Genomic DNA, 26,761 nt, shown 5'->3' with positions numbered 1-26,761 from the left:
TTAATCCAGTCGCCGTTTGGTTTTCAGCCACGTCAACCCGATAAACATCACTGCCGACGCCAGCAAAAACACGGTATTGATAATCAGCACCACCGGGATATTCCCCGCCAGAAACAGGCTCTGCAGCGTGCTCACGAAGTAGCGCGCCGGAATGATGTAGGTCACAGCGCGGATCACCGCCGGCATGCTGTCTATCTGGAAGATAAAACCGGAGAGCATAATCGATGGCAGGAAGGCGGCGTTGAGCGCTACCTGGGCGGCGTTAAACTGGTTGCGGGTGATGGTGGAGATGAGCAGCCCCATCCCCAGCGTGCTCAGTAAAAACAGGCTGGTGATAAAGAACAGTACCACCAGCGAGCCGCGGTAAGGCACGCCAAGAATAAAGACCGCGACCAGCATGCAGAGCAGCATCGCCAGCATGCCGAGGAAGTAGTAGGGGATGAGCTTGCACAGCAGCAGCTCAACCCGCGTCACCTCGGTGGAGAGCAGCGCCTCCATAGTGCCGCGCTCCCACTCGCGGGCGATGACCAGCGAGGTGAGGATCGCGCCAATCACCGTCATAATGATGGTCACCGCCCCCGGAATAATAAAGTGCTGGCTGATGGCGGCGGGGTTAAACCAGTAGCGCGTCTGCACATCGATGAGCGGTTCAAACGTCTCGCCCCGATCTTCGGCGCGCTGCATCTGCCAGAGCTGCCAGATCCCCTCCGCATAGCCCTGCACGAAGTTGGCAGTGTTCGGCTCGCTGCCGTCGGTAATCACCTGAATCGGCGCATCGGCACCCGGGCGCGCCATGGTGGCGGCGAAATCCACCGGGATGACGATCATGCCGCGAATTTTCCCGGCCTGCATTTTCTGGATCAGTTCCTGCCGGTTGTCGCTGACGGTGGCGTCAATGTAGGGTGAGCCGGTCATGGCATGGGTGAAGTCCAGCGCCTCTTCGCTCTGCTGCTCCAGCAAAATACCGACCCGCAGTTTGCTGGAGTCGAGGTTAATGCCGTAGCCAAAGATAAACAGCAGCAGCAGGGGGATCACCACCGCAATCAGCCAGCTGCTGGGGTCACGCACGATCTGCCGCGTCTCTTTGATGCACAGGGCGCGCACCCGGCGCCAGGAAAGGGCGTTACTGCGCATGAGCATTCTCCTTATCCCAGTCGTGGATGAGGGTGATAAACGCCTGCTCCATGGTCGGGTCTGGCTGTGCGTCGTCGGCGGCCTGCGCTTTCAGGTCGTCCGGCGTGCCGTGGGCAATCAGCTTGCCGCGATAGACCAGCCCGATGCGGTCGCAGTATTCCGCCTCATCCATAAAGTGGGTGGTGACCATCACGGTCACGCCTTTTTCCACCATGCTGTTGATGTGCAGCCAGAACTCGCGGCGGGTGAGGGGATCGACGCCTGAGGTGGGTTCATCAAGAAACAGGATATCCGGCTCGTGCATCAGCGAGCAGGCCAGCGCCAGCCGCTGCTTAAAGCCGAGCGGCAGCTCGTCGGTGGCGTGGGACGCAATATTCGTTAACCCGAAGGCGTCGCTCATACGGCGGATTTTTTCATTCTGCGCCCGCCCGCGCAGGCCGTACACGCCGGAGAAAAAGCGCAGATTCTGCTCGACCGTCAGGTTGCCGTACAGCGAGAATTTCTGCGCCATATAGCCGAGATGCTGGCGCGCTTTGCCGGAGCTGACCTTGAGATCCATGTCCAGCACCAGCGCCTTGCCGGACGTCGGGACCAGCAGGCCGCACATCATCTTAAAGGTGGTGGATTTTCCCGCGCCGTTCGGCCCGAGCAGGCCAAATATCTCGCCGCGCTTCACCGCAAAGTTGACGTTGTCGGTGGCGGCGAAGTCCCCGAATTTTTTGGTGAGCGATTTTGCTTCGATCACCGTTTCGCCCGGCGTGCCTTCCACCGTGTGCAGGATCGAGCCAAGGGGCGATTCCGACGTGCCTGCACCGCCCAGCAGGTCGATAAACGCATCTTCAAAGCGCGGGGCGGTCTCGTCCATTTCAATCTCAGGCATGCCCGGCGCACGGCGAATATCGTCGACGGTGGCCTCTTTTTTGAGGATCACGCGCACCGAGCGGCCCTGAATCATCCCGTCGCTCACCTGCGGCAGCTTCAGCACCCGCTGCAGCAGCCTGCGGTTGGACTCCTGCGGGCTGTGCAGAAGAAAACTGCGCCCGGCCATGGTGTGCGTCAGCTCGGTCGGTTCGCCCTGATAGAGCAGTTCGCCCTCGTTCATCAGCAGCACGTCACGGCACTGCTCGGCCTCGTCGAGGTAGGAGGTGCTCCAGAGGATCAGCATCCCGTCGCCCGCCAGCTCGTGCACCATCTGCCACAGCTCGCGGCGGGAGATCGGGTCTACGCCGACGCCGGGCTCATCGAGCAACAGCACTTTTGGTTCGCCCACCAGCGTACAGGCCAGCCCCAGCTTCTGCTTCATCCCGCCGGAAAGCTTGCCCGCCAGCCGGTCGGTGAACGGGCCGAGGGAGGTAAATTCGAGCAGTCGGGCGAAGGTTTTCTGCCGGGTTTCACCGGTGACGCTGCGCAGGTCGGCGTACAGATTGAGGTTCTCCATCACCGTCAGATCTTCGTACAGGCCAAACTTCTGCGGCATATAACCGAGCATGGCGTGGAGCGCGCCGTCGTCTTTTATCGGGTCAAGGCCAAGCACGCTGGCCGAGCCTTCATCCGGCTTCAGCAGCCCCGCCAGCATCCGCATCAGCGTGGTTTTGCCCGCGCCGTCCGGGCCCACCAGTCCGGTCACGTAGCCTTTCTGAATGGTGCAGTTCAGCGGCGCGACCGCCGGTTTATCCATTCCGGGGAAGCGTTTGACCAGATTATTGAGCTGGATAACCGCATCATTCATGTCGTTCCCCGTCGTTTAAGGTCACGGTAACAGGCATGCCCTGACGCAGCGCGTCGTCCGCGTCGGTGACGATGATGCGCAGGCGGTACACGAGGTCGGTACGCAGATCCGGCGTTTCTACCGTTTTCGGGGTGAATTCGGCGGTAGGGGAGACAAAGCCCACTTTGCCGTGATACGGCTTGTCCGGGCGACCGTCGGTATAGAGCAGCAGCTCGCGGCCCGGCTGCATCTGGCCGAGATTCGGCTCATCAATGTAGGCCCGCACCCATACCGGACGGGTTAAGGACAGCGTCAAGACGGTGCTGCCCGCGCTGAGCATGCTGCCCGGCTCTACCGCGCGGGTCATCAGCGTGCCGTCAGACGGGGCGGTTAAGATAGTGTCGTGCAGATCCAGCTCCGCCTGAGCCAGCTGCGCCTGCGCCTGCTCGAGGCTGGCCTTCGCCTGGGCGATGTCCTGCTCGCGGTTACCGGAGCGGTACTGGCTTAATTTATCCTGCGCGGATTTCAGCGTCGCCTGCGCCTGGTCGCGGGATGACCGCGCGTTTTCCAGATCGTTGGCGGAAATGGTGCGGCTTTTCCACAGTCCCTGCTGGCGGTTATAGAAGTTCTGCGCGTAGTCGTAGGCGGCTTTGGCCTGCTTAACGGCGGCAGCGGCCTGGGCAATCTCCTCATCGCGATAGCCTGCCAGCATCAGGTCATACTGCGCCTGGGCGACGGAGACGCCGGCTTTTGCCTGCATCAGCGCGTTCTCAAAGGGGGCTTTATCCAGCACGCCGAGCGTCTGCCCGGCTTTGATGGCATCGCCTTCGTCAACGCTCAGCGAGGCGAGACGTCCGCCGACGCGGAAGCTCAAATTCACCGTGCGAATATCCACGTTACCGTACAGCGTCAGGCCCCGATCCTGCTGGCTCTGATACCACAGCCAGCCACCGATTCCCGCGGCAAGCAAAACAACAACCACCAGAACGATGGCGACAGGTTTTTTCATCACTTCAGGCTCCTTTGCGTTAAGCCTTGCAGGATCAGATCGAGATGACAGGTGATGACCTGGCTAATCTGCGCGGCTTTATCCTCATCGAATTGTGCCCAGCCTGTGCGTAACAGGATGGTTTCACGCCCCAGACGGAAGGCGAGAATTTCGCCCAGCAGAGCGTGGGTATGCAAAATGGTGTCGGTATCGCTGGCGTCCCGCCCGGTGTAGGCGGCAATCAGCCGGGTCAGATGGGTGTGCATTGGGGCAATCACCTGATCGTGTACCAGCTGATAAGCGGCAGTGGGGGAGAGCTGCTCGCGGGAGATAAATTTGCTCAGGTTGAGCGTATCGTCGTGCGTCAGCAGGCGGATCATATTGTGGCAGGCATTGAGAATAAGTTGCCTGATAGCGGTACGATCCGGCGTCGGCTGGCTCAGCAGCGCGCAGGCCTCCTCAACGTGTGGGCGAAAATTGTTGCCGATAAAATCGGCAATCCACTGGGCGCAGGCGAGGTATAAATCCTCTTTTGAGCCAAAATAGTAGGTAATGGCCGCAATGTTTTGCCCGGCCTGGGCGGCGATATCCCGCGTGGTGGCATGCAGGCCATACTCGCCAAACTGCGCCAGCGCGGCGGCGATAAGCTGGCTTTTGGCCTGTTCACCTTTGGTTGTCGTCGGTGTCGTATTCATGTCGGCATTAAAAATTAATCAATCGATTGATTAAAATTATACCTGAATCGCTAAATCGTCGAGGGATACGACAGGGATATTTTATGCGCCACGTCACAAAAGCTGCTACACTCCGCACCTTCGCGACATTGTGGTTTTTGTCCTTCTATTCGTGATATCTCCCTGAAAACTACACCTGTGATGGTCGGGGCGGTTCGGAGTTTTTATGTCTTTTGATTCCCTTGGCCTGAACCCGGAAATTCTGCGCGCGATCGCAGAGCAGGGCTACGTTGAGCCAACCCCTATCCAGCAGCAGGCTATTCCGGCCGTGCTTCAGGGCCGTGACCTGATGGCCAGCGCCCAGACCGGCACCGGTAAAACCGCGGGCTTTACCCTGCCGCTGTTAGAGCTGCTGGTAAAAAACCAGCCGCACGCCAAAGGCCGTCGTCCGGTGCGCGCGCTGATCCTCACCCCAACCCGCGAGCTGGCAGCCCAGATTGGCGAGAACGTGCGTGAGTACAGCCGCTATCTCAACATTCGCTCGCTGGTGGTTTTCGGTGGCGTGAGCATTAACCCGCAGATGATGAAGCTGCGCGGCGGCGTGGACGTGCTGGTGGCAACGCCGGGCCGTCTGCTGGATCTGGAACACCAGAACGCGGTGAAGCTCGACAGCATTGAAATTCTGGTGCTGGACGAAGCCGACCGCATGCTCGATATGGGCTTCATTCATGATATTCGTCGCGTGCTGGCGAAGCTGCCGCCGCGTCGCCAGAACCTGCTCTTTTCCGCGACCTTCTCCGATGAGATCAAGGCGCTGGCGGAAAAGCTGCTGCATAACCCGCTTGAAGTGGAAGTGGCGCGCCGCAACACCGCTTCCGAGCAGGTGACGCAGCACGTTCACTTTGTGGATAAAAAGCGCAAGCGGGAGCTGCTCTCCCAGATGATCGGTCAGGGCAACTGGCAGCAGGTGCTGGTCTTTACCCGCACCAAGCACGGTGCCAACCACCTGGCGGAACAGCTGAATAAAGACGGCATCCGCAGCGCGGCGATCCACGGTAACAAGAGCCAGGGCGCGCGTACCCGCGCGCTGGCGGACTTCAAGTCCGGCGACATCCGCGTGCTGGTGGCGACCGACATCGCTGCCCGTGGCCTCGATATTGAAGAGCTGCCGCACGTGGTGAACTACGAGCTGCCAAACGTGCCGGAAGATTACGTTCACCGTATCGGTCGTACCGGCCGTGCGGCAGCAACAGGTGAGGCGCTCTCTCTGGTCTGCGTGGACGAGCATAAGCTGCTGCGCGACATCGAACGCCTGCTGAAGAAAGAGATCCCGCGCATCGAAACCCCGGGCTATGAAGTGGACCCGTCCATCAAAGCGGAGCCGATTCAGAACGGTCGTCAGGGTGGTGGTCGCGGTCAGGGCGGCGGTGGTCGCGGCCAGCAGCCGCGTCGTGCTGAAGGTGGCGCGCCGAAGTCATCCGGCAAACCGCCGCGTCGTAATAACGACGGCAAGCCGGCCGGTGAAAGCCCGTGGCGCAGCGGCGAAGGGAAACCGGCAGGCGAGGGGCAGCGCCGACGCCGCCCGCGCAAGCCTGCTAACCCGCAGTAATCTGGAAGCCCGGTCGTAAAGCCGGGCTTTTCTTTTTGCGACGGCGAAGAGAAAGTGCCACAATAGTGGCTGTTTATACAGTATTTCAGGTTTTCCAATGGCTTTAACCGCGGCGCTGAAAGCGCAAATAGGCGCCTGGTATAAGGCGCTTCAGCAGCAGATCCCCGATTTTATCCCCCGAGCGCCGCAGCGGCAGATGATTGCCGACGTGGCAAAAACGCTCGCCGGGGACGACGGGCGACATCTGGCGATTGAAGCCCCGACCGGCGTCGGGAAAACCCTGTCGTATCTCATTCCCGGCATCGCTATTGCGCGGGAAGAGGACAAAACGCTGGTGGTCAGCACTGCGAACGTGGCCTTGCAGGACCAGATCTTCAGCAAAGATTTGCCCCTGCTGCGCAAAATCATCCCCGATCTCCGCTTCACCGCCGCCTTTGGGCGCGGGCGCTACGTCTGTCCGCGTAACCTGGCGGCGCTGGCCAGCAGCGAGCCCTCGCAGCAGGATCTGCTCGCCTTTCTGGATGACGAGCTGACGCCAAACAACAAAGCCGAGCAGGAGCAGTGCGCAAAGCTGAAAGCCGAGCTCGACGGCTATAAGTGGGACGGCCTGCGGGATCACACTAGCCTGGCGATTAGCGACGACCTGTGGCGCAGGCTCAGTACCGATAAAGCAAGCTGCCTGAACCGCAACTGTCACTACTACCGGGAATGCCCGTTCTTCGTCGCCCGGCGCGAGATCCAGGAGGCGGAGGTGGTTGTCGCCAACCACGCGCTGGTGATGGCGGCGCTGGAGAGCGAAGCAGTGCTGCCGGAGCCGAAAAACCTGTTGCTGGTGCTCGACGAAGGCCACCACCTGCCTGACGTGGCGCGGGACGCGCTGGAGATGAGCGCGGAAATCACCGCTCCGTGGTTCCGACTTCAGCTGGATCTCTTCTGCAAACTGGTGGCGACCTGCATGGAGCAGTTTCGCCCGAAAACCGCGCCGCCGCTGGCGGTACCCGAGCGTCTGAGCGACCACTGCGAAGAGGTTTACAGCCTTATCTCGTCTCTGAACAACATCCTCAATCTTTATCTTCCGGCAGCCCAGGAGGCAGAACACCGCTTCGCGATGGGCGAGTTGCCGGACGAGGTGATGGAGATCTGCCAGCAGCTGGCGAAGCATCTCGAAAAACTGCGCGGGCTGGCGGAGATGTTCCTGAACGACCTCAGCGAGAAAACTGGCTCGCACGACGTGGTGCGGCTGCACCGCATCCTGCTGCAGATGAACCGCGCGCTGGGGATGTTTGAGGCGCAGAGCAAGCTCTGGCGACTGGCCTCGATGGCGCAGGCGTCGGGCGCGCCGGTCACCAAATGGGCCACCCGCGAGGTGCGCGACGGGCAGGTGCATCTCTTTTTCCACTGCGTGGGCATCCGCGTGGCCGATCAGCTGGAAAAGCTGATCTGGCGCAGCGTGCCGCACGTGGTCGTTACCTCTGCGACGCTGCGCTCTCTGAACAGCTTTTCACGGTTGCAGGAGATGAGTGGCCTGAAGGAGAAAGCGGGCGATCGTTTTGTGGCGCTGGACTCGCCGTTCAACCACTGCGAGCAGGGCAAGCTGGTCATTCCACGCATGAAATACGAGCCGCTTATCGACAACGAAGAGCAGCACATTGCGGAGATGGCGGCCTACTTCCGCGAGCAGGTCGAAAGTAAAAAATATCCCGGCATGCTGGTGCTATTTGCCAGCGGGCGGGCGATGCAGCGCTTCCTGGAGCACGTCACCGACCTGCGTTTACTCCTGCTGGTGCAGGGCGACCAGCCCCGTTACCGGCTGGTGGAAACGCACCGCAAGCGCATTGATAACGGCGAGCGCAGCGTGCTGGTGGGGCTACAGTCCTTTGCCGAAGGGCTGGATTTGAAGGGGGATTACCTGACGCAGGTGCATATCCATAAGATCGCCTTTCCGCCTATCGACAGCCCGGTGGTGATCACCGAGGGCGAGTGGCTGAAAAGCCTCAACCGCTATCCGTTTGAGGTGCAGAGCCTGCCTGCGGCGTCGTTTAACCTGATTCAGCAGGTGGGGCGTCTTATTCGTAGCCACGGCTGCTGGGGTGAGGTAGTGATTTACGACAAGCGTTTGCTCACCAAAAACTACGGTCAGCGGCTGCTGAACGCGCTGCCGATCTTCCCGATTGAGCAGCCGGAGGTGCCTGAAGTAAAAAAACGCCCGGCAAAACTGGCCGCCGGGCGCAGGAAAAGCATCCGTGCTAAGGGGCGCGGTCCTACTGGTAAGTAAAGGTCACCTGAATCACGCTGCTGAACGTGCCTGCGGAGACGGGCATAGACGTGGCGTAATAGCGGGCGGAGAGCGGAAACGTGGCCGTGTGGTCAGCCGGGTTAATCGGCACGTTAAACGCCGCCTGCGGGGCGATCAGGATCTTGTCCTGTCGGTCGGCCAGCTCCAGCGCCAGCCCCTTCGCGCTGCCGGTGTTGGCGAATTTGGTCGGGTGCACGCTGTCTGCCTGGCCGTAGAAATAGGCCGTGGCAAGCGCCAGCGTGGCGGGACAGTGCGATACCGAGAGCGAAAAATCTTTCCATTCGCCGGTATCCCCTACATCTTTAAAATTACCTGATACTGCCTGGCCTAAATCTACAGTCAGGTTGCGGCTGGCGCTGTCAATGACGCAGGTGTTGGCGTAAATATTCCCCGTCATCTGGATCTGAATATCATCGGCGTGGGCCTGGGCTATCAGGCCCAGCGCCAGCATCAAAGCTGTTTTTTTCATGATCGTCACTTATAAGCGAGGGTAACGGTGGCGACGGTGTTGGCAGGGCCTGGCGTCACGACGTTGCTGGTTTGTTCGTAGCGAACCTCAAACGGGATCGCCAGCGTCTGGTTGGCGATTGCCTGGCTTTGGGTGTTCACGTAGGTGTCAAAGGTGGCGAGTTGGTTATCAACCAGCATTCTGACCCCGACGCCGGTTGCCATGCCGGGCTGCCGGGTGAGTTTGATCACCCCTTCGAACCCGGTTTCGTAGCCGTTCGAACTGGTGACCTTCACTTCAGGCTGCACGTTGCTGTTGCAGTTCACCGTCACGTCAAAGTTTTGCGCCGGGCTGGATAACATCCCCACGCTAACAAAATCGCTGACCGGGAAGTCGCCCAGATTAATGGTCAGGTTTTTTGGGGAAACGGAGCAGGTGACGTTCTGGAAGTTAACGTTTCCTGCGTAGGCGATAACATTGGGTGAACCAATGCCGTCGTTGCCATATACGCCAATACCGAACTCTGTTTGCGCCTGAAGCAGCGTGCCGGACTGTACCGCATCACTGGTTTTAACCAGCTCAAGCGTGACGTTAAAGTCAAAGGACTGATATCCATCGGTCGAGACATAGCCGATGGGCGTACTGCGGGAATCGCAGGCGACCTTTCCCCCGCCTGAAATGCGCTGGCCCTGGTCGTTCCTTAAGGCAATGCCGACTCCAGGCACGCCTGTGTCATAAACGCCGGTCAACCCGGGTATCTCCGAACCACTTCCGTAATAGCAGGAGATGATTTCCATCCCGCTTTCGTAAGGATGGTTGCAGTTACCCGCGACGTGCACAGTCTGCTCCGTACCGGGAATGGTAGCGCCTACTGCCAGCGTCGTTGGGACCGAAATGGTGGCAACGTTGATCATTTTCGGCATATCGGGCGTAGTGCAGTCAGCCTTCGCATGCGGCATAAATAATGCCGCGGTGCCCAGAATCAGTAAGAAAAAGCATTGTTTTATCATTTGCATAGTCGTTAGCCTGAACGGTGAATCAATGACACTGCGCGGCAGCGTTAATGATGCTGGTTTTCTCTTTCTCATCCGTTAGCGCATAGTCAGCGATGCAGTGCTCGCTCGCGTCCTGTCCCCAGGAAACGGCGAGATGCCCCTGCTGCGGCAGACCCGAAAGATAGGTCTGGCCGTCATTACCCACAATAAACTCGCTGTCCTTATCCTCTGTGGTGACCGTCGCGCCGAACGGCAGCGGTTTGCCGTTGTGCGTCAGCGTCATCAGCACGCGGTTGCCCACGCGGGTGTTAAAGCTGGCGCGCACCACGGCCCCGCGAGTTGGGGTGACGACCTGCGCGGCGTGGGTGACGTCGGCATTGTCCGGCAGCGTTTCGGTATCCAGCGCAATGGTGTTGTGGCGATACGCGGTCACAAACGGGACAACGGTGTAGCCGCGGAAGTCGGTTTCAACGCCGGTCTGGTTAGTGATGTGCGTCCCGTGCGTGCCCGGCGCTTTCACCAGCGCGATGGTCTCACCGAGCGGCTGGCTCAGGGTGATGCCGTTCGCATGGGCAACCACGCCGCCCTGCAGACCGACGTTCACGGTCTGCTGATATTTGTCCTGGCTGACGCCGCCGCTCAGTTCGCCGTATGTTGCTTTGTAATCGGCGTTGAGGCTGGTGGAGTTGCCGCTGCCGGTACTGCTCACCCCCTCCTGAATATTCCAGTTGAGGTTATCTTCTTTCAGCGCCGTACCGTTCAGACCGATATTCTGCGTGGTGCCATCTTTGGTGTTGTTCAGGTTGTAGGTGGCCCAGGTGTTATGCATCCAGTGGTCCAGCGGCACCGAGACGCTCAGCGCGAACTGGTTGTCGTTCGTCACCTCATTGCCGTCTTCGTCGCTGTCGCGGGTGTTTTTGTTCATGCTGTAGCTGAGGCTGTAGCTCACGCCGTGCCAGCTGTTGTTGTAGCTGACGCTCACCGAGGTCATGTCCTGGCTCTGGGTCCAGTAGGTCTCTTTCACCAGGCTCAGGGTTACGGAACCCCAGCCTTCCGGCAGCGTCTGGTCGACGGTGGCTTCGGTACGGGCGCGGCGCTGCTGCGGTTCAGACCAGTCGTCAGAGCGGGTATACGACTCCATGGTGTCTTCCAGGGTGTAAAACCCTTTGCTGTTATAGCGGTAGCCGGCCAGCGAGAAGTTAGTGCCTGACTGGGCGATATCTTTGCTGTAGCGCACGCGCCACGACTGGCCTTTGCTGGCCTGCTGTTTTTTCAGCAGGGCTTTGGCGCGAGTGACGTCAATGGAGAAGGCGCCTAAATCGCCCATGTTTTTCCCGACGCCCACAGCCTGAGACTGATAATGGCTGCTCTGCTGAACGCCGCCGTAGGCGGTGATACCGTAGGGTAAACCGTAGATGGCGCTGCCCTGGGCAAACGGGGTCTTTTCGACATCGTTGTCATAGGAACGATAACGCCCGGCGGTCACGCTGTAGCGCAGGTTTTTTTCACGCTGCAAGACCGGCACGGAGGCAAACGGCACGACAAAATGGCTTTCGCTGCCGTCGGTCTCTTTCACGGTAACCTGCAGGTCGCCGCTGCTGCCGGTGGGGTAGAGATCGTTAATTTCGAAGGCACCCGGCGCGACCGTGTTCTGATAAATGACGTAGCCGTTCTGGCGAACCACCACCAGCGCGTTGCTGTGTGCCGTGCCGCGGATAATCGGCGCGTAGCCTTTCTCGCTGTCCGGCAGCATGTCGCTGTCGGATTTCAGCTCCACCCCGGTGTAGGGAACGCTGTCAAACACGTCGGCAGGGGATGAGCTCTGGCCGACGGTGATGTCGCTTTTCATTGCCACGATATCGCGTTGCGCATAGGTATAAACGGAGGTGAATTTCTGCTCCTCCTCATGGCCCGTGGTGCTGCGATTCCAGGTGGAATAGTTGCGAATGCGCCATGCGCCAACGTTCAGGCCTGGGCGCAGGTTTACGTACTGGCTGCTGTTATCCTGCTCACCGTGCTGTCGCGCGCGGCTGTGGCTGGCATTGGCGCTGTAATTAAGCAGGCCCGCAGTGATCCCTTCGTCAAACTCTTTCGGGTCAATGTAACCGCGAGGCACCTGGCCCAGCGCCGTTTGAGGGATGCTCATCAGCAGCTGCTGGTTGCGAACGCGAAAGGTGGCGGATGCAGCAGGAATGACATGTAAATCAGCACACTGGCCTTTGGCCATCAGCTGCGGAAATTTTTTGGTTTTGATGCCGAGGCTTTTTAATTCCTCAAGGCTAAAGCAAGGCTGCAGCGTGCTGTTGCCCTGCGAATCTTTCTGAAGCGTAAAGGTCACGTTGCGGGTATCAATTTTATTATTATTGATAAATACCGCGACCTCATATTTCCCCGGCGCCTGACCTGGCCCTTTTTCATAGATGGACAAATCGGTTTTACCCTGCTGGGGATTATCAATATCCAGCAGGGCAGGGTTAAAATAATCATCAGCCATAACCTGCTGCGCAAAGATCGCCATTGCCAGGCCACAGAGAATGACCAGCAATGAAGACAATCGGCAGGTGAACGGCTTTTTATGGCTGTACATAATTATTTTATTACCGGGCAAAAGAATTAATGAACGGATTTCGACCAGGTATGGCTGATGCTGCCGAAGTCGGTAATAATGGAATACGTCACGTTCGCGCCCCCGACATTACCCGGTAAGGCAAAATGCGTTTCCGTTTTCGGAACAGCCCAGGTAGCTTTCGCGACTTTATGACCATTCAGCGTAACGGTCTGGAAATTCATATAGAACGGCGTGGGGTTATTCACCACCAGATCGTTCCCTTCGCGGCGCCATTCAAGTTTATCCGCCACATCTTCTGGTCTGCCTTTTACCGCAGACGGGCGATACAGTAATTTGATTCGAGTATTAATGGCGATTTGCAGCGTATTTACCCCCTCAACGTGTTTTGAGGAAGGGATTGCTTTAATGTTCAACCAGTACAGGGATTCCCTGTCTTCTGGTAAATTTCCGCCCGTACGCACCACGCGCAGAACGTTATCTTCGTGCGCATCCAGACGGAAAAGCGGCGGGGTGATCAGGAACGGGGCTTTGGCCAGGTTTTTACCGCCGGAATCAACCCAGGACTGCACCAGATAATCCGTCGCATCTGGATTTGAAAGACCAAGAGAAGATTCCTTTTTATCTCCCTGATAGACCAGTCGGGTGCCGTTAATAATGACCCCAGCATGTGAAGCAGTTGCTACCAGTAAAAGCGTGCTCAGTAAATAACCGTGGCGCATAAAGATTTCTCAATGAATAGAGAAGGTATTAATGCTCGCGAAAGCATTAATATCTCCGGATTGATAAGATCAGTTATAAATAACGGTGAAGGTTGAAACGGAGTTAGCAGGGCCTGCGGTAATTGCCGGGCCGGTTTGGATATAGCGTGCGCCGAACTCCAGATCGTTAACCGCCGTGCCGGAGGTTAACTGATACTGCTGAGACGGCGTATACAGGCTGACAGGCTGCTGCGAGGCATCCACCAGCTGAATCGCCACCCCTGTCGCCGCATCGGTATCTGGCGTTAAGGCAAGCGTTGAATTGTTATTCGCATCCGGTGTTCCGCCAAAGTTAATGGCGGCGGAGGTGACCGTGTCAGGACAATTCGTTAACTGAATATCAAACTTCGTTAAGGTGCTGGTAGAGCCTGCACCGGTAAATACCGTTTTAGACACTTTCCCCAGCTGTACATTTAATGGATTACTTAATCCATTTACGACCTGACAAGCAGAATCGATAATTTCGCCGGTGAAGTTTATTTGCCCTTCACCGTTCGTTGCCGCAAACGTGGATGCAGAACATCCCACCGCTGCGGCGATGATTAAACCTAAAGCAACCTTGTTCATAGCAAATCCTGATATGTTTCGGGTGAGAGCGTTGCCTGGACGTTTTCACCGTTGACCCTTAATGACTTTCCGCTGGTTATTTAATCAAAAAATGTATGAATACGAATCTGCTATAGAAATCACAAATACTTGAAAAAAAGCTTGTGTTTATTTTTTGCTATTAAAACAGAAGGTTGTCTTAAGGGATAAAAAACTAACGGAGAGCCATTCATCAGGGCTATAGTGTTAACAAGATAGGCTGTCAGGAGGAATGTCGTGGATTATCGCAAAATTATCAAAGAGGTAGGACGTGGGAAAAACCACGCCCGCGACCTGGACCATGAAACCGCTCGCGCGCTTTACACCCGTATGCTCAACGGCGAGGTACCGGACCTGGAAATGGGCGGCATCCTGATTGCGCTGCGTATCAAAGGCGAAGGCGAAGCGGAGATGCGTGGTTTCTACGAGGCGATGCAAGCGCAAACGCTGCGCTTAACGCCGCCAGTGGCAAAACCGATGCCGATTGTGATCCCGAGCTATAACGGGGCGCGCAAGCAGGCAAACCTGACGCCGCTGCTGGCGATATTGTTACATAAGCTGGGGTTCCCGGTGGTGGTACATGGGGTCAGCGAAGATCCCACGCGCGTACTGACAGAAACCATCTTTGAACTGCTGGGCATTGAACCGACTCTCCATGCCGGTCAGGCGCAGGCAAAGCTGGAGGGGAACCAGCCGGTCTATATTCCCGTTCGTGCGCTCTGCCCGTCTTTGGAAAAGCAGCTGGACATGCGCTGGCGCATGGGCGTGCGTAACAGTGCGCACACCCTGGCGAAGCTGGCAACGCCGTTTGCTGAGGATGCCGCACTGCGCCTTTCCAGTGTTTCTCATCCGGAGTACGTGACGCGCGTCGGTCAGTTCTTTGCCGAAATCGGTGGACGCGCACTGCTGATGCACGGAACAGAAGGGGAGGTGTACGCCAACCCGCAGCGTTGCCCACAGCTGATGCTGATCGATTCTGCCGGTACGCGCGTTGTGCTTGAACGCGGGGAAGAAAACAGCGATGTGATTCTGCCGGAGTCAAAAGATCCGCAGGTTACCGCGCACTGGATTACGCAGTGCCTGGCCGGAAACGTGCCGGTCCCACAGTCGATCAAACTGCAAATGGCCTGCTGCTTGCTGGCGACAGGGGAGGTAGAGACGGTGGAAGCGGGGTTACAGCGGGTGGCACAGTCGTTTTAGGCAAAAAAAAAGCCCGTCCAGTGGCGGACGGGCAAGCAAGGGTAACAAACAACAGGGTCAATGAGGGTTGGAGCAGCTCACCAGAGGGTTTGGCGAGGGTACAGCATTCATTTCAGGCGATTATTTGTAGATAACCGCAGTACCGCTCAGCTTGTTATTGGTGTTAGCGGAGGTGATGGTGTATCCGCTTGCACCGGCAGCAGCGGCTTTCTCAGCCAGCTTGGCTTCCAGGCCGTCCAGCGTGGTCGCGCCTTCTGCACTTACCACACCGATTTTATTCATGCTCTGGGCCTGAGTGGATGAAACAGGCTCTACGGCGAATGCGCCGAAAGACAGAGCGGACAGGGCAACAGCAGCTACAGCATATTTGATGGTTTTCATAATTAATCTCTCGCAGGTGTTTTCTGTTAAGGGGACGATGTTCCGTCGATGTGATAAGTGTCACGTTTTTTCCTGAGGGATAAAATCGAAGAGAATTGACGTGATCAGTCAAAAAAATTGAATGACAAATAACTTATTGAATATTAATAAATTCAAACCAGCGCTTTACACTTCTTGTGGATGCGCTTTACAGAACAAAGATGAAGGGCACATTTTGCTACGCGGTTCGCTAAAAACCGTGAGCGTAAAGGTAAGTGCAGGCAGGGTTAACTTAGGTAAAGGAGAGTCAGCGTAACTGGCTATCTTTCGATCCTCTGCGATTATAACCTGAATGTGAGGCGTTTTTTGAATCTTTATCCTGCTGGCAGGTAATACATAACCTTACGCCTGGAATGGCTTTACGCCGCGCCTCCGGGATCGGCTCTCCGCATTCTTCGCACTCCTTCAAACTTTCGCCGCGCGGAATCTCACCGCGAGCGCGCGCAACCGCATCTTCAATGGTACTGTTGATCTGTTCGTTAACGGCGTCGTCATTCGCCCAACCGGAAGCCATGGCATCCTCCTGAAATCGGTTTATACCCTGCTTTTAATATGGGGTTAAAAAATGAACAATCAAGATAAAGCGGAAATGAACTGCATCCGGCAGGCAGATGCAGTCTTGTTGTGGAGGAAAAAAATTATTTATAGATGGTTGCTGTGCCGTACATATGGTTATCTCCGCCAGCGGAGTTCACGACAAAGCCTTTCGCACCTTCCTGGCGGGCTTTTTCGGCCAGTTTATTCTGCAGATCGTCCAGGTTACTTGCGCGACTTACCGAGACGGTGCCCGCCGGACGCAGTTGGCTAGTATCGGTACTTTCATTCAGTGGCTGAACGGCCATCGCAGAAAATGAAGCCGTTGCCAGGGCGCCGGCGATAACAGCAAGGGTCAGGTACTTTTTCATAATCACATCCTCATGAGGAAACAACAGGTGATTCCCTTTAAGTTTAGAAGCCTGACGAGTGTGACTTAGCGCAAATATTTGATGATGATCTGCTTATTTTTTGAACGATAAAAACTGACAATTCGCTGACAGATCATAGACGTAGAGGTGTTTGATTTACGGTGTTTTTTTAAGCGCCGCAGAGAAAGATTTACCGCTGGGCCAGCACAGGGTATCTTACGCCGCTGTTTAAAGGAGAACGCCATGACTTCCCAAAAGCCGGGATTGCACCCACGAAATCGCCACCGCAGCCGCTACGACATGAACGCCCTGTGCCAGAGCTGCCCTGCGCTGCAGGACTATATTGTCCAGACCCCAGCGGGTGAGCCGACCGTCAACTTTGCCGATCCGCAGGCGGTGAAAACGCTGAACAAAGCCCTGCTGGCGCATTTTTACGGTGTGGCTCACTGGGATATTCCGGAAGGCTTTCTCTGCCCCCCTGTGCCGGGCCGCGCTGATTACGTTCATCACCTTGCCGATCTGCTTGCCGAAGATCGTGACGGCGCTGTACCGCAGCAGGCTTCCATCCTGGATATAGGCACCGGGGCAAACCTGATTTACCCGCTGATTGGCGTACATGAATATCACTGGCGCTTTACCGGGAGCGAAATCGGCGCCGAGGCCTTTGCCAGCGCGCAGGCGATTATCAGCGCGAACCCTGGCCTGAGCCGCTCCATTCGTCTGCGTCGTCAGAAAGAGGCGGCTTCCATCTTCAACGGCATAATTCATAAAAACGAAAGCTATGACGCTACGATGTGCAACCCGCCGTTTCATGATTCGGCGGCAGCGGCTCGCGCGGGCAGCGAACGTAAACGCCGCAACCTCGGTCAGGCGGAAGACGCCGCGCTGAACTTCGGCGGGCAGCAGCAGGAGCTGTGGTGCGAGGGCGGTGAAGTTGCCTTCATCCTGCGCATGATTGCGGAAAGCCAACAGTTTGGCCGTCAGGTGAAGTGGTTCACGACGCTGGTTTCCCGCGGGGATAACCTGCCGCCGCTCTACCGCGCGCTGAGCGAAGCGGGTGCCGTAAAAGTGGTGAAAAAAGAGATGGCGCAGGGCCAGAAGCAGAGCCGCTTTATCGCATGGTCGTTTATGGACGATAACAAACGTCGCAAATAGTATCCCGCCGTAGGCCGGGTAGGGCAAAGCCGCCACCCGGCTCGGTTACAGCGTCGGCTCCTGCGGAGGGAGCGGCGAGGCGGGCGGCGACAATACCTGATACGTCTGCACCGGCGTTCGCACGTTCGCCAGATCGAAGTGCTTTTTCACCATGCTGTCGAGGGCAAAGCGCACCGTCCACTGCTTCAGCGGCTGGGTGGTGAACGACACGCGCAGGGTGAACGCCGTGTTGGTCAGCCCAACGATGCCGGCAAACGATGGCTCGCCAATTACCAGTCCGCGAATATCCTCCATTTCCATCAGTTCACTGACCGCATCCCGCAGCGCCTGCTTCGCTTTGTCGGCATCTTCATGACGATCCACATCGTAATTGGCCACAACGGAGCCAATGCCGCGCACAAAGTTGGCGAAGGTAGTGATCGATGACCAGGGAATGATGTGATATGCCCCGGTATCCTGACGCACGCCTACCGAGCGAATCGACATCCTCTCCACGGTACCGGTCAGCGGCCCGATGGTCACCAGATCCCCTGTGTTCATCCCGTTCTCAAACTGGATAAAGATGCCGGTAATAATATCCTTCACCAGCGTTTGCGAGCCGAAGGAGATCGCCAGACCCAGCGCGCCGGCACCCGCCAGCAGCGGGGCGATATTCACGCCGATTTCCGATAGCACAATCATGATGGTGATGGTGCTGATGATCACCGCCAGCGCATTGCGGAACAGGGTCAACAGCGTGCGTGCGCGGGCGCTGGGGAGCGGTCTGCCGTGAATATCCGATACCAGACGGTTCTCGATAAGGCTCGCCAGCAGCGTCCAGCCGACGGCGGAGAAGAACAGAATCAGCGCGATACGAATTAAAATATCGACGGTCTTCTCGCCTGCGCCGTTATGCAGCCAGTTCCAGAAATCAAACAGGCTCCACGCATTCAGCAGCAGCATAATCGCCACGCAGACGGTCAGAATGCGCGCCACCTTAAGCGATACCGACATCCAGCCGTTCACCCGTTTTTGCAGTTCCGGGTAATTACGCTGCACCTGCGGCGACAGGGTGATGGTTTTCGAGATCCAGCGGGACAGCAGCCCGGACACAAACGCCGCGATGCCGATAATCGCCAGGCTTTTAAACGTCGCCCCCATCATAAATTTCAGGCTGTTTCCCGGGTCGAACAGCGAGAAGAAGCACAGCACAATAAAATACGCGCTTGCCAGCCAGTGCCACACCAGCGCGAAGGCGCGGATAAACAGGCTAAAGAAAGAGAGGGAACGGTCGGCCAGATGCAGCAGACTCTCGGTGATCGCCCTTTTATTGTGAAAGATAAGGTACAGAGACCAGACGGTTATACAGAGCATAATCAGCACGTTCGCCAGCGCGCCAAACTGCACGTTGACCTGGTTGGAGATAATCGGCACGGCAACCAGCAGGCCGTAGCCTATCAGCCCGCTGAGCACGCTTAGCCGCACGGCCCAGTATTTCGCGCTGTCGTCGTTGATGTTGAAAGGGCGAAGTTCAGGCACACGCGGGCAAAAGATGACGCGCAGCACCGCTTTAAAAAATTCGATGAGCGCAAACGCATTCAGGAAGAGCGCCTGCTGGAAGGCAATGGTTTTGTTGCCCGTATTGAGGCGGTCCGCCAGCACCTGACCGACAAACAGCGTCAGGGCCAGCAGCAGTAAATCGATGATAAACGCCCCGGTAATCATGGCCGGGAGGTGCAGCCAGCTGCTTTTATGCTGATTTTTTTTCCGTCCCCAGTGGCCCATCTTCCGGTAGAGCGGCCAGGCGCACAGGCGCAGCAGCCAGTAAAAAATGAATACGGCACCCGCCAGAATCGCAAACTGCGTGGCGGCTGCGGTGAAGGTGTGGGGATTAAAAGGTTTATGCGAGGTGCCAACAAGATTTCGATAGAGCTGGGCAAAACGCGACGACAGGGCTTCCCCGTAGCGGCGGCTGATGTCGGTGACGTTTTCCAGTACCGTCTTTTCCTCTTCGATCTGCGGTGGCGTAATGGTCGGAACCGGATCCTGAGGCGGCGTGGCGGCCACCTTCCTCAACTGTTCGATCAGCTCCTGCCGGGAGGTGTCATTCTCAAGGACGTCGGCAAGTGCGCTATAGGCCGCTTTTTTTTGTTCTGCATCCGGCTCCGGAGGCGGCGTATTTTGCTGAGTAGCAGTTGCTCCGGTGGTGACGCCGGGGATTGCCACGGCGAGCGATGGCGCACTAAACAGGCTTATCAACAGCAGCAGGATCCACGGCACGGCGTCCTCCGACAAAAATATCGTGCAAAATGATAAGTATAGAGGGCGAGAGGCGGAGGGAAGTTTTTGGGAACAATCTGGCGTAAAAAAGCCGGGCAAGCCCGGCTCGGTATGTAGCGAGGGATCAGGAGACGTGCTGCAGGAACTCCTGCAGACGCTGGCTAGGCGGATTCGCGATCAATTCCTGCGGGTTACCGTCTTCGGCGATGCGGCCTTTATCAATAAAGATCAGGCGGGAAGCCACTTTCTCAGCAAAGCCGATTTCGTGGGTCACGATCACCATCGTCATCCCTTCTTCCGCCAGATCCTGCATGACTTTCAACACCTCGTGGCGCAGTTCCGGGTCGAGTGCGGACGTCGGCTCATCAAACAGCATCATCTTCGGTTTCACCGCCAGCGCGCGCGCAATCGCCACGCGCTGCTGCTGGCCACCGGAGAGCTCGGAAGGGTAGTGGTGCGCACGCTCCGCCAGGCCAACCTTCGCCAGCAGATCTTTTGCCAGCGCTTCCGCCGCCGCTTTGTTGGCACCGCGCACGCGCAGTGGGCCAAACATCACGTTTTCCAGCGCCGTCAGGTGCGGGAACAGGTAGAACTGCTGGAACACCATGCCCGCTTCCTGACGAATCAGACGCTCGTCCACTTTCGGGTCGTTTACCTTCAGACCGTCAACGATCAGATCGCCGCTGGTGATCTCTTCCAGCTTGTTGATGCAGCGCAGCAGGGTCGATTTACCGGAACCGGAAGGCCCGATAATCACCACCACTTCACCCTGCTTGATATTCAGATCGATATTGTGCAGCACCTGGGTTGGGCCAAAGTGCTTGGAGACGTTTTTAAATTCAATCACAGGATTTTCATCCTTCTTTCAAGACGGCGCAGAACGAAGCTCAGTACCAGCGTAATGATCAGATAAACGACGGCGACCGCACTCCAGATTTCCAGCGCGCGGAAGTTGCCCGCAATAATTTCCTGGCCCTGACGGGTCAGTTCGGCCACGCCGATAACGATGAACAGCGATGTATCTTTAATGCTGATAATCCACTGGTTACCCAGCGGCGGCAGCATGCGGCGCAGCGCCAGCGGGAGAATAACGTGGCGGATCGTTTCGCGACGAGAAAGACCTAATGCCAGACCGGCTTCGCTGAAACCTTTATGAATCGACAGCACCGCCCCGCGGGTGATTTCCGCGATGTAGGCGCCCGAGTTGATCATAATGGTCACGACGGCCGCGCTGAACGGATCGATGCGCAGGTCGGTAAAGGCCATTGGCAGGGCGAAGTAGATAAACATGACCTGCACGACAATCGGCGTGCCGCGGATCACTTCGATGAAAACCAGTGCGATGTGGTTTGCAATCCAGCCACCGTAGGTGCGGGCGAAACCGGCGACAAGACCGATAATCAACCCACCTACCAGACCCAGGACCGAAATCCACAGGGTCATTTTAGCGCCTTCAAGCAAGAGTGGAATGGCAGGCCAGATGGCGCTCCAGTCAAACTGCATGATGTATTCCTGTATACCGTGGTGAAAAACGAAAAATGTAGGCCCGGCCAGCGTGAGCGCCGCCGGGCGCTATAAACCTGAATTCAGGTAAAATTATTTAGGCTCAGTACCGAACCATTTTTTATAGATTTCGTTGTAGGTGCCGTTCTCTTTCAGCGTTTTCAGCGCGCCGTTAACTTTCGTGCGCAAATCGTCGCTGCCTTTCGGGAACGCGATACCGTACTGCTGAGCTTCCAGAGAGTCGCCCACGGCTTTGAACTTGCCGTGACCAGCCGTTTTAATGAAGTACAGGATGTTCGGCGTGTCGTGCAGAACAGCGTCAGCACGGTTGGTGCCGAGTTCCATATACGCGTTGTCAATGTTCGGGAACTGGCGCAGGTCTTTGGTTTTGATGTTCGCTTTCGCGTAATCCACGGAACCGGTGCCGCTCTTCACTGCCACCACTTTACCGTCGAGGTCTTTCACGCTTTTTACGTCGTTATTATCCGCTTTGACCATCACCAGCAGGCCGCTTTTGTAGTAGCCGTCAGAGAAGTCGATCGCTTTTTTACGTTCTTCGGTAATGGTGATGCCCGCCAGCGCCAGATCGACGTTTTTGGTTTGCAGCGCCGGGATGATGCCGCTGAAGTCCATCGGCTTCAGGGTGTAGTCCAGTTTGAGTTCTTTGGCGATAGCGGCCCACAGATCAACATCAAAACCAACGTATTTGTCACCCTGTTTGAATTCAAACGGAACGAACGCCGTGTCGGTCGCCACAACCAGTTTGTCGGCAGCCTGAGAGGACACCGCAAAAGCCAGGGTAAGTGCAGCCAGTGAAACTTTTAATACAGACTTCATAGCATTTCCTTTTATATCCACGGGGCGATCCCCTGCGAGAACGACTGGCACAATGAAAAAATCGTGCCAACTTTACAAGCTGTTGTTTTACAAAGGGGATGAAATCATACATTGCACAAAAAGCGTGGCAATGATGTCGTGTTGCACCAGCATGGAGCACCATTTTGGTGCGCTTCGTTTGGGTCAACTGACGGGGAGATATTAAGCGTAAATTCTGACGAAAAAACAATCTTCCATTAACGGTTGTGTGAGGTGATTATTACAATTTATTCACTTTTGCACCGTCTCAGGCAAAAACTGTGCACCATAAATGTGCAAAACCCTCACCAGAGGCGAGGGTTTGACAGGAAAGTCTTATGGATTACTCGATGTTAGATTCGATAAACCACAGGAACTGATCCAGGTCGCGGGATGCGGCGGTGAAGATGTCTGCGGTATCTTCATCCTTGGCTTCGCTAATCGCTTTGCGCACGTCATTGGCCACAATCGCGTAGCGGTCCGCCAGCTCTTTCAGGTGATCCTGAACGGTGTGGATATCCAGCGGGTAGCTTTTCAACGGCGTTTTGCTGTTGATCACCTGCGTGGTCCCAAGCGCGACACCACCCAGCTGAACGGCACGTTCAGCCATCGTATCGAGGTGTGTCACCAGTGCTGTGCGGAAGCCATCCAGCATTTCATGGACGGCAATGAAGTTTGCACCGCGCATATTCCAGTGGGCCTGTTTGGTGATCAGCGAAAGATCGATGAACTGGATCACCTGGCGATTCAGCAACTCAATGGTCGCTTTTTTGTCGCTATCCGATACATCGTTACGGGTATAAAGCAGATTAGACGCTTTCGTTTTCACCAGTTTAGCGGTACTCATAATCTCATATCCTCTTGATGTTTATGTCCCAGGTAATTACGGAACTAAGTATAGCACCGGATTTTTTCTCTGCGGTCTGGCTGTGCCTATCGGTTTAATAGCAAGAAGGAGGTTGATAATTTAATTTATTGAAATTAAAAGATAATTTTAAAATTGATACAGATCAATCTTAATTCGCGTAGAGGGGAATGGGTGGGGAAGGATATTTCGGTTATATGACAAACTATGTAAGAAATTATAACGGATGGCGTTCTGGCCTTTATTCTGCATGGCCGTGAAGCCATGCAGAATATATGGCATTAGCCGATGTCGATTTTCTCAACTTTGGGTTCAGGGCGCATGGTGAGCGTTGACCCCATTGACGCCGCGATAATTGAGCAGAGCGCCAGCGTCTGGGTAAACGTCAGCGTTTCGCCCAGGAACACCATCCCGGAGATCGCCGCAAGGGCGGGCTCCATGCTCATCAGGGTGCCAAATATGCGCGTCGGCAGACGCGTCAGGGCAATCATCTCCAGAGAATAGGGGAGTGCCGTTGAAAGAATAGCGACCGCCAGCCCGATGGGCATGACTGACCATTGCCAGATAGACTCCGTGGCCTGCGCCATACCGATCGGCACAAAAACGATAGCCGCAATCACGGAACCCAGGGCGACCGTTGCCGGGCCATGCTCTTCACCCGCTCGCTGCCCGGTGAGTATATAGACAGCCCAGCAGGCTCCTGCTCCCAGCGCCAGCGCTGCGCCCGTGAGATCAATCTCAGAGACATTCTGGCCGAGCGGCAGCAGGAACCATAAGCCCAGAACGGCCAGCACGACCCAGATAAAATCCACCGGACGACGTGACGAGAAAAGCGCGACCGCCAGCGGGCCGGTAAATTCCAGCGCGACGGCAATCCCCAGCGGGATGGTCTGGATGGAGAGGTAGAACATATAGTTCATTGCCCCGAGGGACAGACCATAAAAAAGCAGGGGAAGACGTTGCTCTTTTTTGAAGCGCAGACGCCAGGGTTTGAAGATGACGACCAGTATCGCCGTTCCCAGCACGATACGCAGGGCTGTTACCCCGGGCGCACCCACCAGTGGAAAAAGCGATTTTGCCAGCGAAGCACCGCTTTGGATGGACAACATGGCAATAAGTATGACGGCTACCGGCAACCAGACCGACGACGTGCGGGATAACCCAGGCATCCTTTCTCCTGTCAGCTAATGTCAAGTGGAGTAAAGGTTGCAGTGTAAAGGAAATATACAGCTACGGTTGAGACTAGGTTGAAAAAAAAGACCCGTGAAATCCGTAAAATGGTTAAGCGCTGGTGGATTTATCACCTGAAAGATTAGGAATAATCTGGATGAATGTAACGGCGCAGACGCGCAATATGGGCGTTTAGTAGGAAAAATCGCATGTGATTTGAAAGAGTTAGCTGAGGTTGGAAACGTTCTGTTACAGGAAAGGCCTCATTAGACATCACGAATCACAAAGAGTTTCGCAAAATTTTTTGATATATTTAAAACTTACGGACTTACTTGAAGCACATTTGAGGTGGTTATGAAAAAAATTGCATGTCTTTCAGCACTGGCCGCTGTACTGGCTGTTTCCGCAGGTACCGCTGTAGCTGCTACTTCTACTGTAACTGGTGGTTACGCTCAGAGCGATATGCAGGGCGTGATGAACAAAACCAACGGTTTCAACCTGAAGTATCGTTACGAGCAGGATAACAACCCGCTGGGCGTGATCGGTTCTTTCACCTACACCGAGAAAGATCGTACTGAAAACGGCGCATACAACAAAGGCCAGTACTACGGTATCACTGCTGGTCCAGCTTACCGTCTGAACGACTGGGCGAGCATCTACGGTGTTGTAGGTGTTGGCTACGGTAAATTCCAGCAGACCGAAAACCAGGGTCTGAACCGCACTGCAAGCAACAGCGACTACGGCTTCTCCTATGGCGCAGGCCTGCAGTTCAACCCAATCCAGGACGTGGCTCTGGACTTCTCCTATGAGCAGAGCCGTATCCGCAACGTTGACGTTGGCACCTGGATCGCGGGCGTAGGTTACCGCTTCTAATCACTTCGGTGAGCTAATAAAAAATCCGCCCAATGTGGCGGATTTTTTTTTAGCTTTTCCCTCTCCTTGTGGGAGAGGGTCAGGGTGAGGGCATCAGACCGCACGAGATCGGACAGCTTACTTACTCTTAATATCAAAAATATCGGTACCCAGATGGTTATAGTCAACTTTCTGTAACTTGAAGTTGGTAACGTACACTGGGGGCGCTTTCTTGTTGGAGATAAACGGGTAATCATTTTTTATCTCTTTGGCCTTAATCCCCGTCCACTGCGAGAAGAACTGCAGGAAATCATTCGCCGAGCGCCGCGCTTTGATAACGCGATGCGTTTTATCATCACTCGACAGCACCATAAACGGCACCTGGAAATTTTGCTGGAACTGGTCGTCGTGCGCCAGATACTGCACTTCTTTGCCACGCTCTTTAAACGCCAGCCCGTGATCAGAGAAATAGACCACAGAGAAGCTTTCGCCCGTATTGCGCAGCTGATCGTAAAGCTTGCTGAGCAGCTCGTCGGTTTGCGTCATGGTATAGAGATAGCAAGAGGTCTCTTTCGACTGCACAAACTCCGCGTATTTACCGCCAGTGCGATCGCAGGCCTGCGGGTGCGATCCCATCAGGTGCAGAACAATCAGCTGCGGCTGGGTGCGCTGGGTAGCAAAGACCTGCGCCGTCATCTTCAGCAGCGCCTCGTCTTTGGTGTTTTTGTCGGCTTCAAAATCGCCGCTCTTCAGGAACTGCACTTCGTCAGCACGCTTAGCAATACTGGCGATGGCGGTGTCGTATTCGCCAATTTGCCCCTGATTGGAGAACCACCAGGTCTGAAAACCGGCGCGGTTGGCCAGCGTGACAAAATTATCCTGAAACTGAGGTTTGCCATCCACTACGCGGTTCAGCGTCAGGCCGAGCGATTTCTGCGTCGAGCCGCTGGCCGCCACATAATCGGTAAACAGGGTGCCGTTGACAGAGCTGGCAAACGGCGTGTTATTCCAGTGCCCACCGAATGCGCCCAGCGCGTCGCGACGTGCGCTCTCGCCAATCACCACCACATAGGTATGGTATTTCGGCTTAACCGCCAGCACGTTCCAGGTGTCTTTCATATTGGAAAGTTCAGCCATGCGCGCCTGCTCGTCGAGAACCTCTTTATTGTTCACGACGACGTCTTTAACGAAACGGAACACCGGATAGCCCGTATCTTTCAGCTTGAACACGCCGCCCCAGGCCAGGTTTTGCATCGGCGCAACGAAAAACGTCCCCACGCTAAACGCCAGGCACAGAGACTCCATTTTTCCCCATGATCTCTTCGCGTCTGCTTTGCGACGAACCGCGATGACGCCAAGCGCAAAGATAAAGAGGCCGACGACGTAGCTGTACCAGGGGAAGATCGTCAGGATCTCCGTCGACTCTTCCATATTGGTGGAGTGCAGCGCCAGCAGGGTGTTGAAGTTTGGCGCGCCGTAGGCCTGGCCAAACGGGAAATACATCGCAGCAATCAGCGAACAGACCCCTACCAACGCTTTCTGCACGCGCGGGGCCGCTCGCCACAGCACATGCAGGATGCAGGTGAAAGCCACTGCATAAAGCAGGCTGAAGGGATAGCCGAGCGCAAAGTTAATCAGCAGCGACTGCAAAAAGTAAAATCCCGTCCACGGGCTTAAGGCCCGGCTGCGGGTAACGATGGTATCTATCAGGGTTACATTCATAGGTCACTATCACAAAAACGCCATGTGCTCACCCTGGCGCCAAGGGTCAAAGCCTGCAGGACAGTGCGTGGAAAGGGAATGAGAGGTCCGC

The 26,761-nt window shown here is 56.1% G+C and carries 24 protein-coding genes; 5 read left to right on the top strand and 19 right to left on the bottom strand.

Annotated elements, in window-relative coordinates:
* Genes IM271_RS05455 through cecR form a run of 4 tightly spaced genes read right to left on the bottom strand, consistent with a single transcriptional unit; the run spans position 1 to position 4,525 of the window.
* Positions 1-1,134, bottom strand: coding sequence for an ABC transporter permease (locus IM271_RS05455; RefSeq protein WP_193052286.1), 1,134 nt, complete (start codon positions 1,132-1,134; stop codon positions 1-3).
* Entirely contained in the window at positions 1,124-2,863 is a 1,740-nt protein-coding gene (locus tag IM271_RS05450) for an ATP-binding cassette domain-containing protein (protein WP_193052285.1), read from the bottom strand. Before IM271_RS05450 ends, IM271_RS05455 begins: the two co-directional genes overlap by 11 nt.
* The gene (hlyD, locus tag IM271_RS05445; protein ID WP_193052300.1) at positions 2,856-3,851 is read right to left on the bottom strand and encodes a secretion protein HlyD; all 996 of its coding nucleotides are present in this window, start codon (positions 3,849-3,851) and stop codon (positions 2,856-2,858) included. Before hlyD ends, IM271_RS05450 begins: the two co-directional genes overlap by 8 nt.
* Positions 3,851-4,525: a transcriptional regulator CecR gene (gene cecR, locus IM271_RS05440; protein WP_045630915.1), complete on the bottom strand. Its 675-nt coding sequence runs from the start codon at positions 4,523-4,525 to the stop codon at positions 3,851-3,853. The genes hlyD and cecR overlap by 1 nt, the downstream gene beginning before the upstream one ends.
* Positions 4,526-4,730: 205 nt before the next feature.
* On the opposite strand from cecR, the gene rhlE reads away from it, so the two are divergent.
* Positions 4,731-6,113 carry an ATP-dependent RNA helicase RhlE gene (gene rhlE, locus IM271_RS05435; protein WP_028012434.1) on the top strand — a complete coding sequence of 461 codons (1,383 nt, stop codon included), beginning with the start codon at positions 4,731-4,733 and terminating at the stop codon, positions 6,111-6,113.
* A 97-nt stretch (positions 6,114-6,210) separates the two neighbouring features.
* The gene (gene dinG / locus IM271_RS05430; RefSeq protein WP_193052284.1) at positions 6,211-8,388 is read left to right on the top strand and encodes an ATP-dependent DNA helicase DinG; all 2,178 of its coding nucleotides are present in this window, start codon (positions 6,211-6,213) and stop codon (positions 8,386-8,388) included.
* Here dinG and IM271_RS05425 read toward each other — a convergent pair.
* The 5 genes from IM271_RS05425 to IM271_RS05405 all read right to left on the bottom strand — a co-directional run bounded on the left by IM271_RS05425 (position 8,375) and on the right by IM271_RS05405 (position 13,746).
* The gene (locus tag IM271_RS05425) at positions 8,375-8,878 is read right to left on the bottom strand and encodes a fimbrial protein (RefSeq protein ID WP_047368144.1); all 504 of its coding nucleotides are present in this window, start codon (positions 8,876-8,878) and stop codon (positions 8,375-8,377) included. The genes dinG and IM271_RS05425 overlap by 14 nt on opposite strands.
* Positions 8,879-8,883: 5 nt before the next feature.
* On the bottom strand, positions 8,884-9,873 hold the full coding sequence (locus IM271_RS05420) for a fimbrial protein (RefSeq protein ID WP_193052283.1): 990 nt from the start codon (positions 9,871-9,873) through the stop codon (positions 8,884-8,886).
* Positions 9,874-9,895: 22 nt separating this feature from the next.
* A complete protein-coding gene (locus tag IM271_RS05415; protein ID WP_155026411.1) occupies positions 9,896-12,439 on the bottom strand; it encodes a fimbria/pilus outer membrane usher protein in 2,544 nt (847 codons plus the stop codon).
* Between the two features lie 26 nt (positions 12,440-12,465).
* A complete protein-coding gene (locus tag IM271_RS05410; protein ID WP_028012439.1) occupies positions 12,466-13,140 on the bottom strand; it encodes a molecular chaperone in 675 nt (224 codons plus the stop codon).
* Positions 13,141-13,209: 69 nt separating this feature from the next.
* Positions 13,210-13,746 carry a fimbrial protein gene (locus tag IM271_RS05405; RefSeq protein ID WP_028012440.1) on the bottom strand — a complete coding sequence of 179 codons (537 nt, stop codon included), beginning with the start codon at positions 13,744-13,746 and terminating at the stop codon, positions 13,210-13,212.
* A 255-nt stretch (positions 13,747-14,001) separates the two neighbouring features.
* Between IM271_RS05405 and ybiB the strand changes: the two genes are divergently transcribed.
* Positions 14,002-14,964: a DNA-binding protein YbiB gene (gene ybiB, locus IM271_RS05400; RefSeq protein WP_193052282.1), complete on the top strand. Its 963-nt coding sequence runs from the start codon at positions 14,002-14,004 to the stop codon at positions 14,962-14,964.
* Positions 14,965-15,084: 120 nt separating this feature from the next.
* Here the strand turns inward: ybiB and ybiJ are convergent, their stop codons facing one another.
* The 3 genes from ybiJ to mcbA form a co-directional block, all read right to left on the bottom strand.
* The gene (ybiJ, locus tag IM271_RS05395; RefSeq protein WP_014883102.1) at positions 15,085-15,345 is read right to left on the bottom strand and encodes a DUF1471 family protein YbiJ; all 261 of its coding nucleotides are present in this window, start codon (positions 15,343-15,345) and stop codon (positions 15,085-15,087) included.
* A 286-nt stretch (positions 15,346-15,631) separates the two neighbouring features.
* Positions 15,632-15,898: a DksA/TraR family C4-type zinc finger protein gene (locus tag IM271_RS05390; RefSeq protein ID WP_028012442.1), complete on the bottom strand. Its 267-nt coding sequence runs from the start codon at positions 15,896-15,898 to the stop codon at positions 15,632-15,634.
* Positions 15,899-16,022: 124 nt separating this feature from the next.
* On the bottom strand, positions 16,023-16,289 hold the full coding sequence (gene mcbA / locus IM271_RS05385; protein WP_047368146.1) for a DUF1471 family periplasmic protein McbA: 267 nt from the start codon (positions 16,287-16,289) through the stop codon (positions 16,023-16,025).
* Positions 16,290-16,532: 243 nt separating this feature from the next.
* On the opposite strand from mcbA, the gene rlmF reads away from it, so the two are divergent.
* The gene (gene rlmF / locus IM271_RS05380; RefSeq protein WP_041910718.1) at positions 16,533-17,444 is read left to right on the top strand and encodes a 23S rRNA (adenine(1618)-N(6))-methyltransferase RlmF; all 912 of its coding nucleotides are present in this window, start codon (positions 16,533-16,535) and stop codon (positions 17,442-17,444) included.
* Between the two features lie 45 nt (positions 17,445-17,489).
* Here rlmF and ybiO read toward each other — a convergent pair whose 3' ends face one another.
* From ybiO to rhtA, 6 genes are all read right to left on the bottom strand, one after another.
* Positions 17,490-19,703, bottom strand: a complete 2,214-nt coding sequence (gene ybiO / locus IM271_RS05375) for a mechanosensitive channel protein (protein WP_047368148.1) — start codon at positions 19,701-19,703, stop codon at positions 17,490-17,492.
* A 124-nt stretch (positions 19,704-19,827) separates the two neighbouring features.
* Complete coding sequence (glnQ, locus tag IM271_RS05370) at positions 19,828-20,550, bottom strand: glutamine ABC transporter ATP-binding protein GlnQ (protein ID WP_028012446.1); 723 nt, start codon at positions 20,548-20,550, stop codon at positions 19,828-19,830.
* Positions 20,547-21,206, bottom strand: a complete 660-nt coding sequence (glnP, locus tag IM271_RS05365; protein WP_003858462.1) for a glutamine ABC transporter permease GlnP — start codon at positions 21,204-21,206, stop codon at positions 20,547-20,549. The genes glnQ and glnP overlap by 4 nt, the downstream gene beginning before the upstream one ends.
* A 93-nt stretch (positions 21,207-21,299) precedes the next feature.
* Entirely contained in the window at positions 21,300-22,043 is a 744-nt protein-coding gene (gene glnH, locus IM271_RS05360) for a glutamine ABC transporter substrate-binding protein GlnH (RefSeq protein ID WP_193052281.1), read from the bottom strand.
* Between the two features lie 361 nt (positions 22,044-22,404).
* Positions 22,405-22,908: a DNA starvation/stationary phase protection protein Dps gene (gene dps / locus IM271_RS05355; protein WP_008501171.1), complete on the bottom strand. Its 504-nt coding sequence runs from the start codon at positions 22,906-22,908 to the stop codon at positions 22,405-22,407.
* A gap of 299 nt (positions 22,909-23,207) precedes the next feature.
* The gene (gene rhtA, locus IM271_RS05350; RefSeq protein ID WP_041910716.1) at positions 23,208-24,095 is read right to left on the bottom strand and encodes a threonine/homoserine exporter RhtA; all 888 of its coding nucleotides are present in this window, start codon (positions 24,093-24,095) and stop codon (positions 23,208-23,210) included.
* Between the two features lie 355 nt (positions 24,096-24,450).
* Between rhtA and ompX the strand changes: the two genes are divergently transcribed.
* Positions 24,451-24,969, top strand: a complete 519-nt coding sequence (gene ompX, locus IM271_RS05345) for an outer membrane protein OmpX (RefSeq protein ID WP_028012448.1) — start codon at positions 24,451-24,453, stop codon at positions 24,967-24,969.
* 117 nt (positions 24,970-25,086) lie between these two features.
* Here the strand turns inward: ompX and IM271_RS05340 are convergent, their stop codons facing one another.
* On the bottom strand, positions 25,087-26,670 hold the full coding sequence (locus IM271_RS05340) for a phosphoethanolamine transferase (RefSeq protein WP_193030887.1): 1,584 nt from the start codon (positions 26,668-26,670) through the stop codon (positions 25,087-25,089).
* Positions 26,671-26,761 lie beyond the last annotated feature (91 nt).

The organism is Enterobacter cloacae complex sp. I3 (assembly GCF_014896175.1).
Classification (GTDB): domain Bacteria; phylum Pseudomonadota; class Gammaproteobacteria; order Enterobacterales; family Enterobacteriaceae; genus Enterobacter; species Enterobacter bugandensis.
This window is presented reverse-complemented; position numbering and strand designations above follow the sequence as displayed.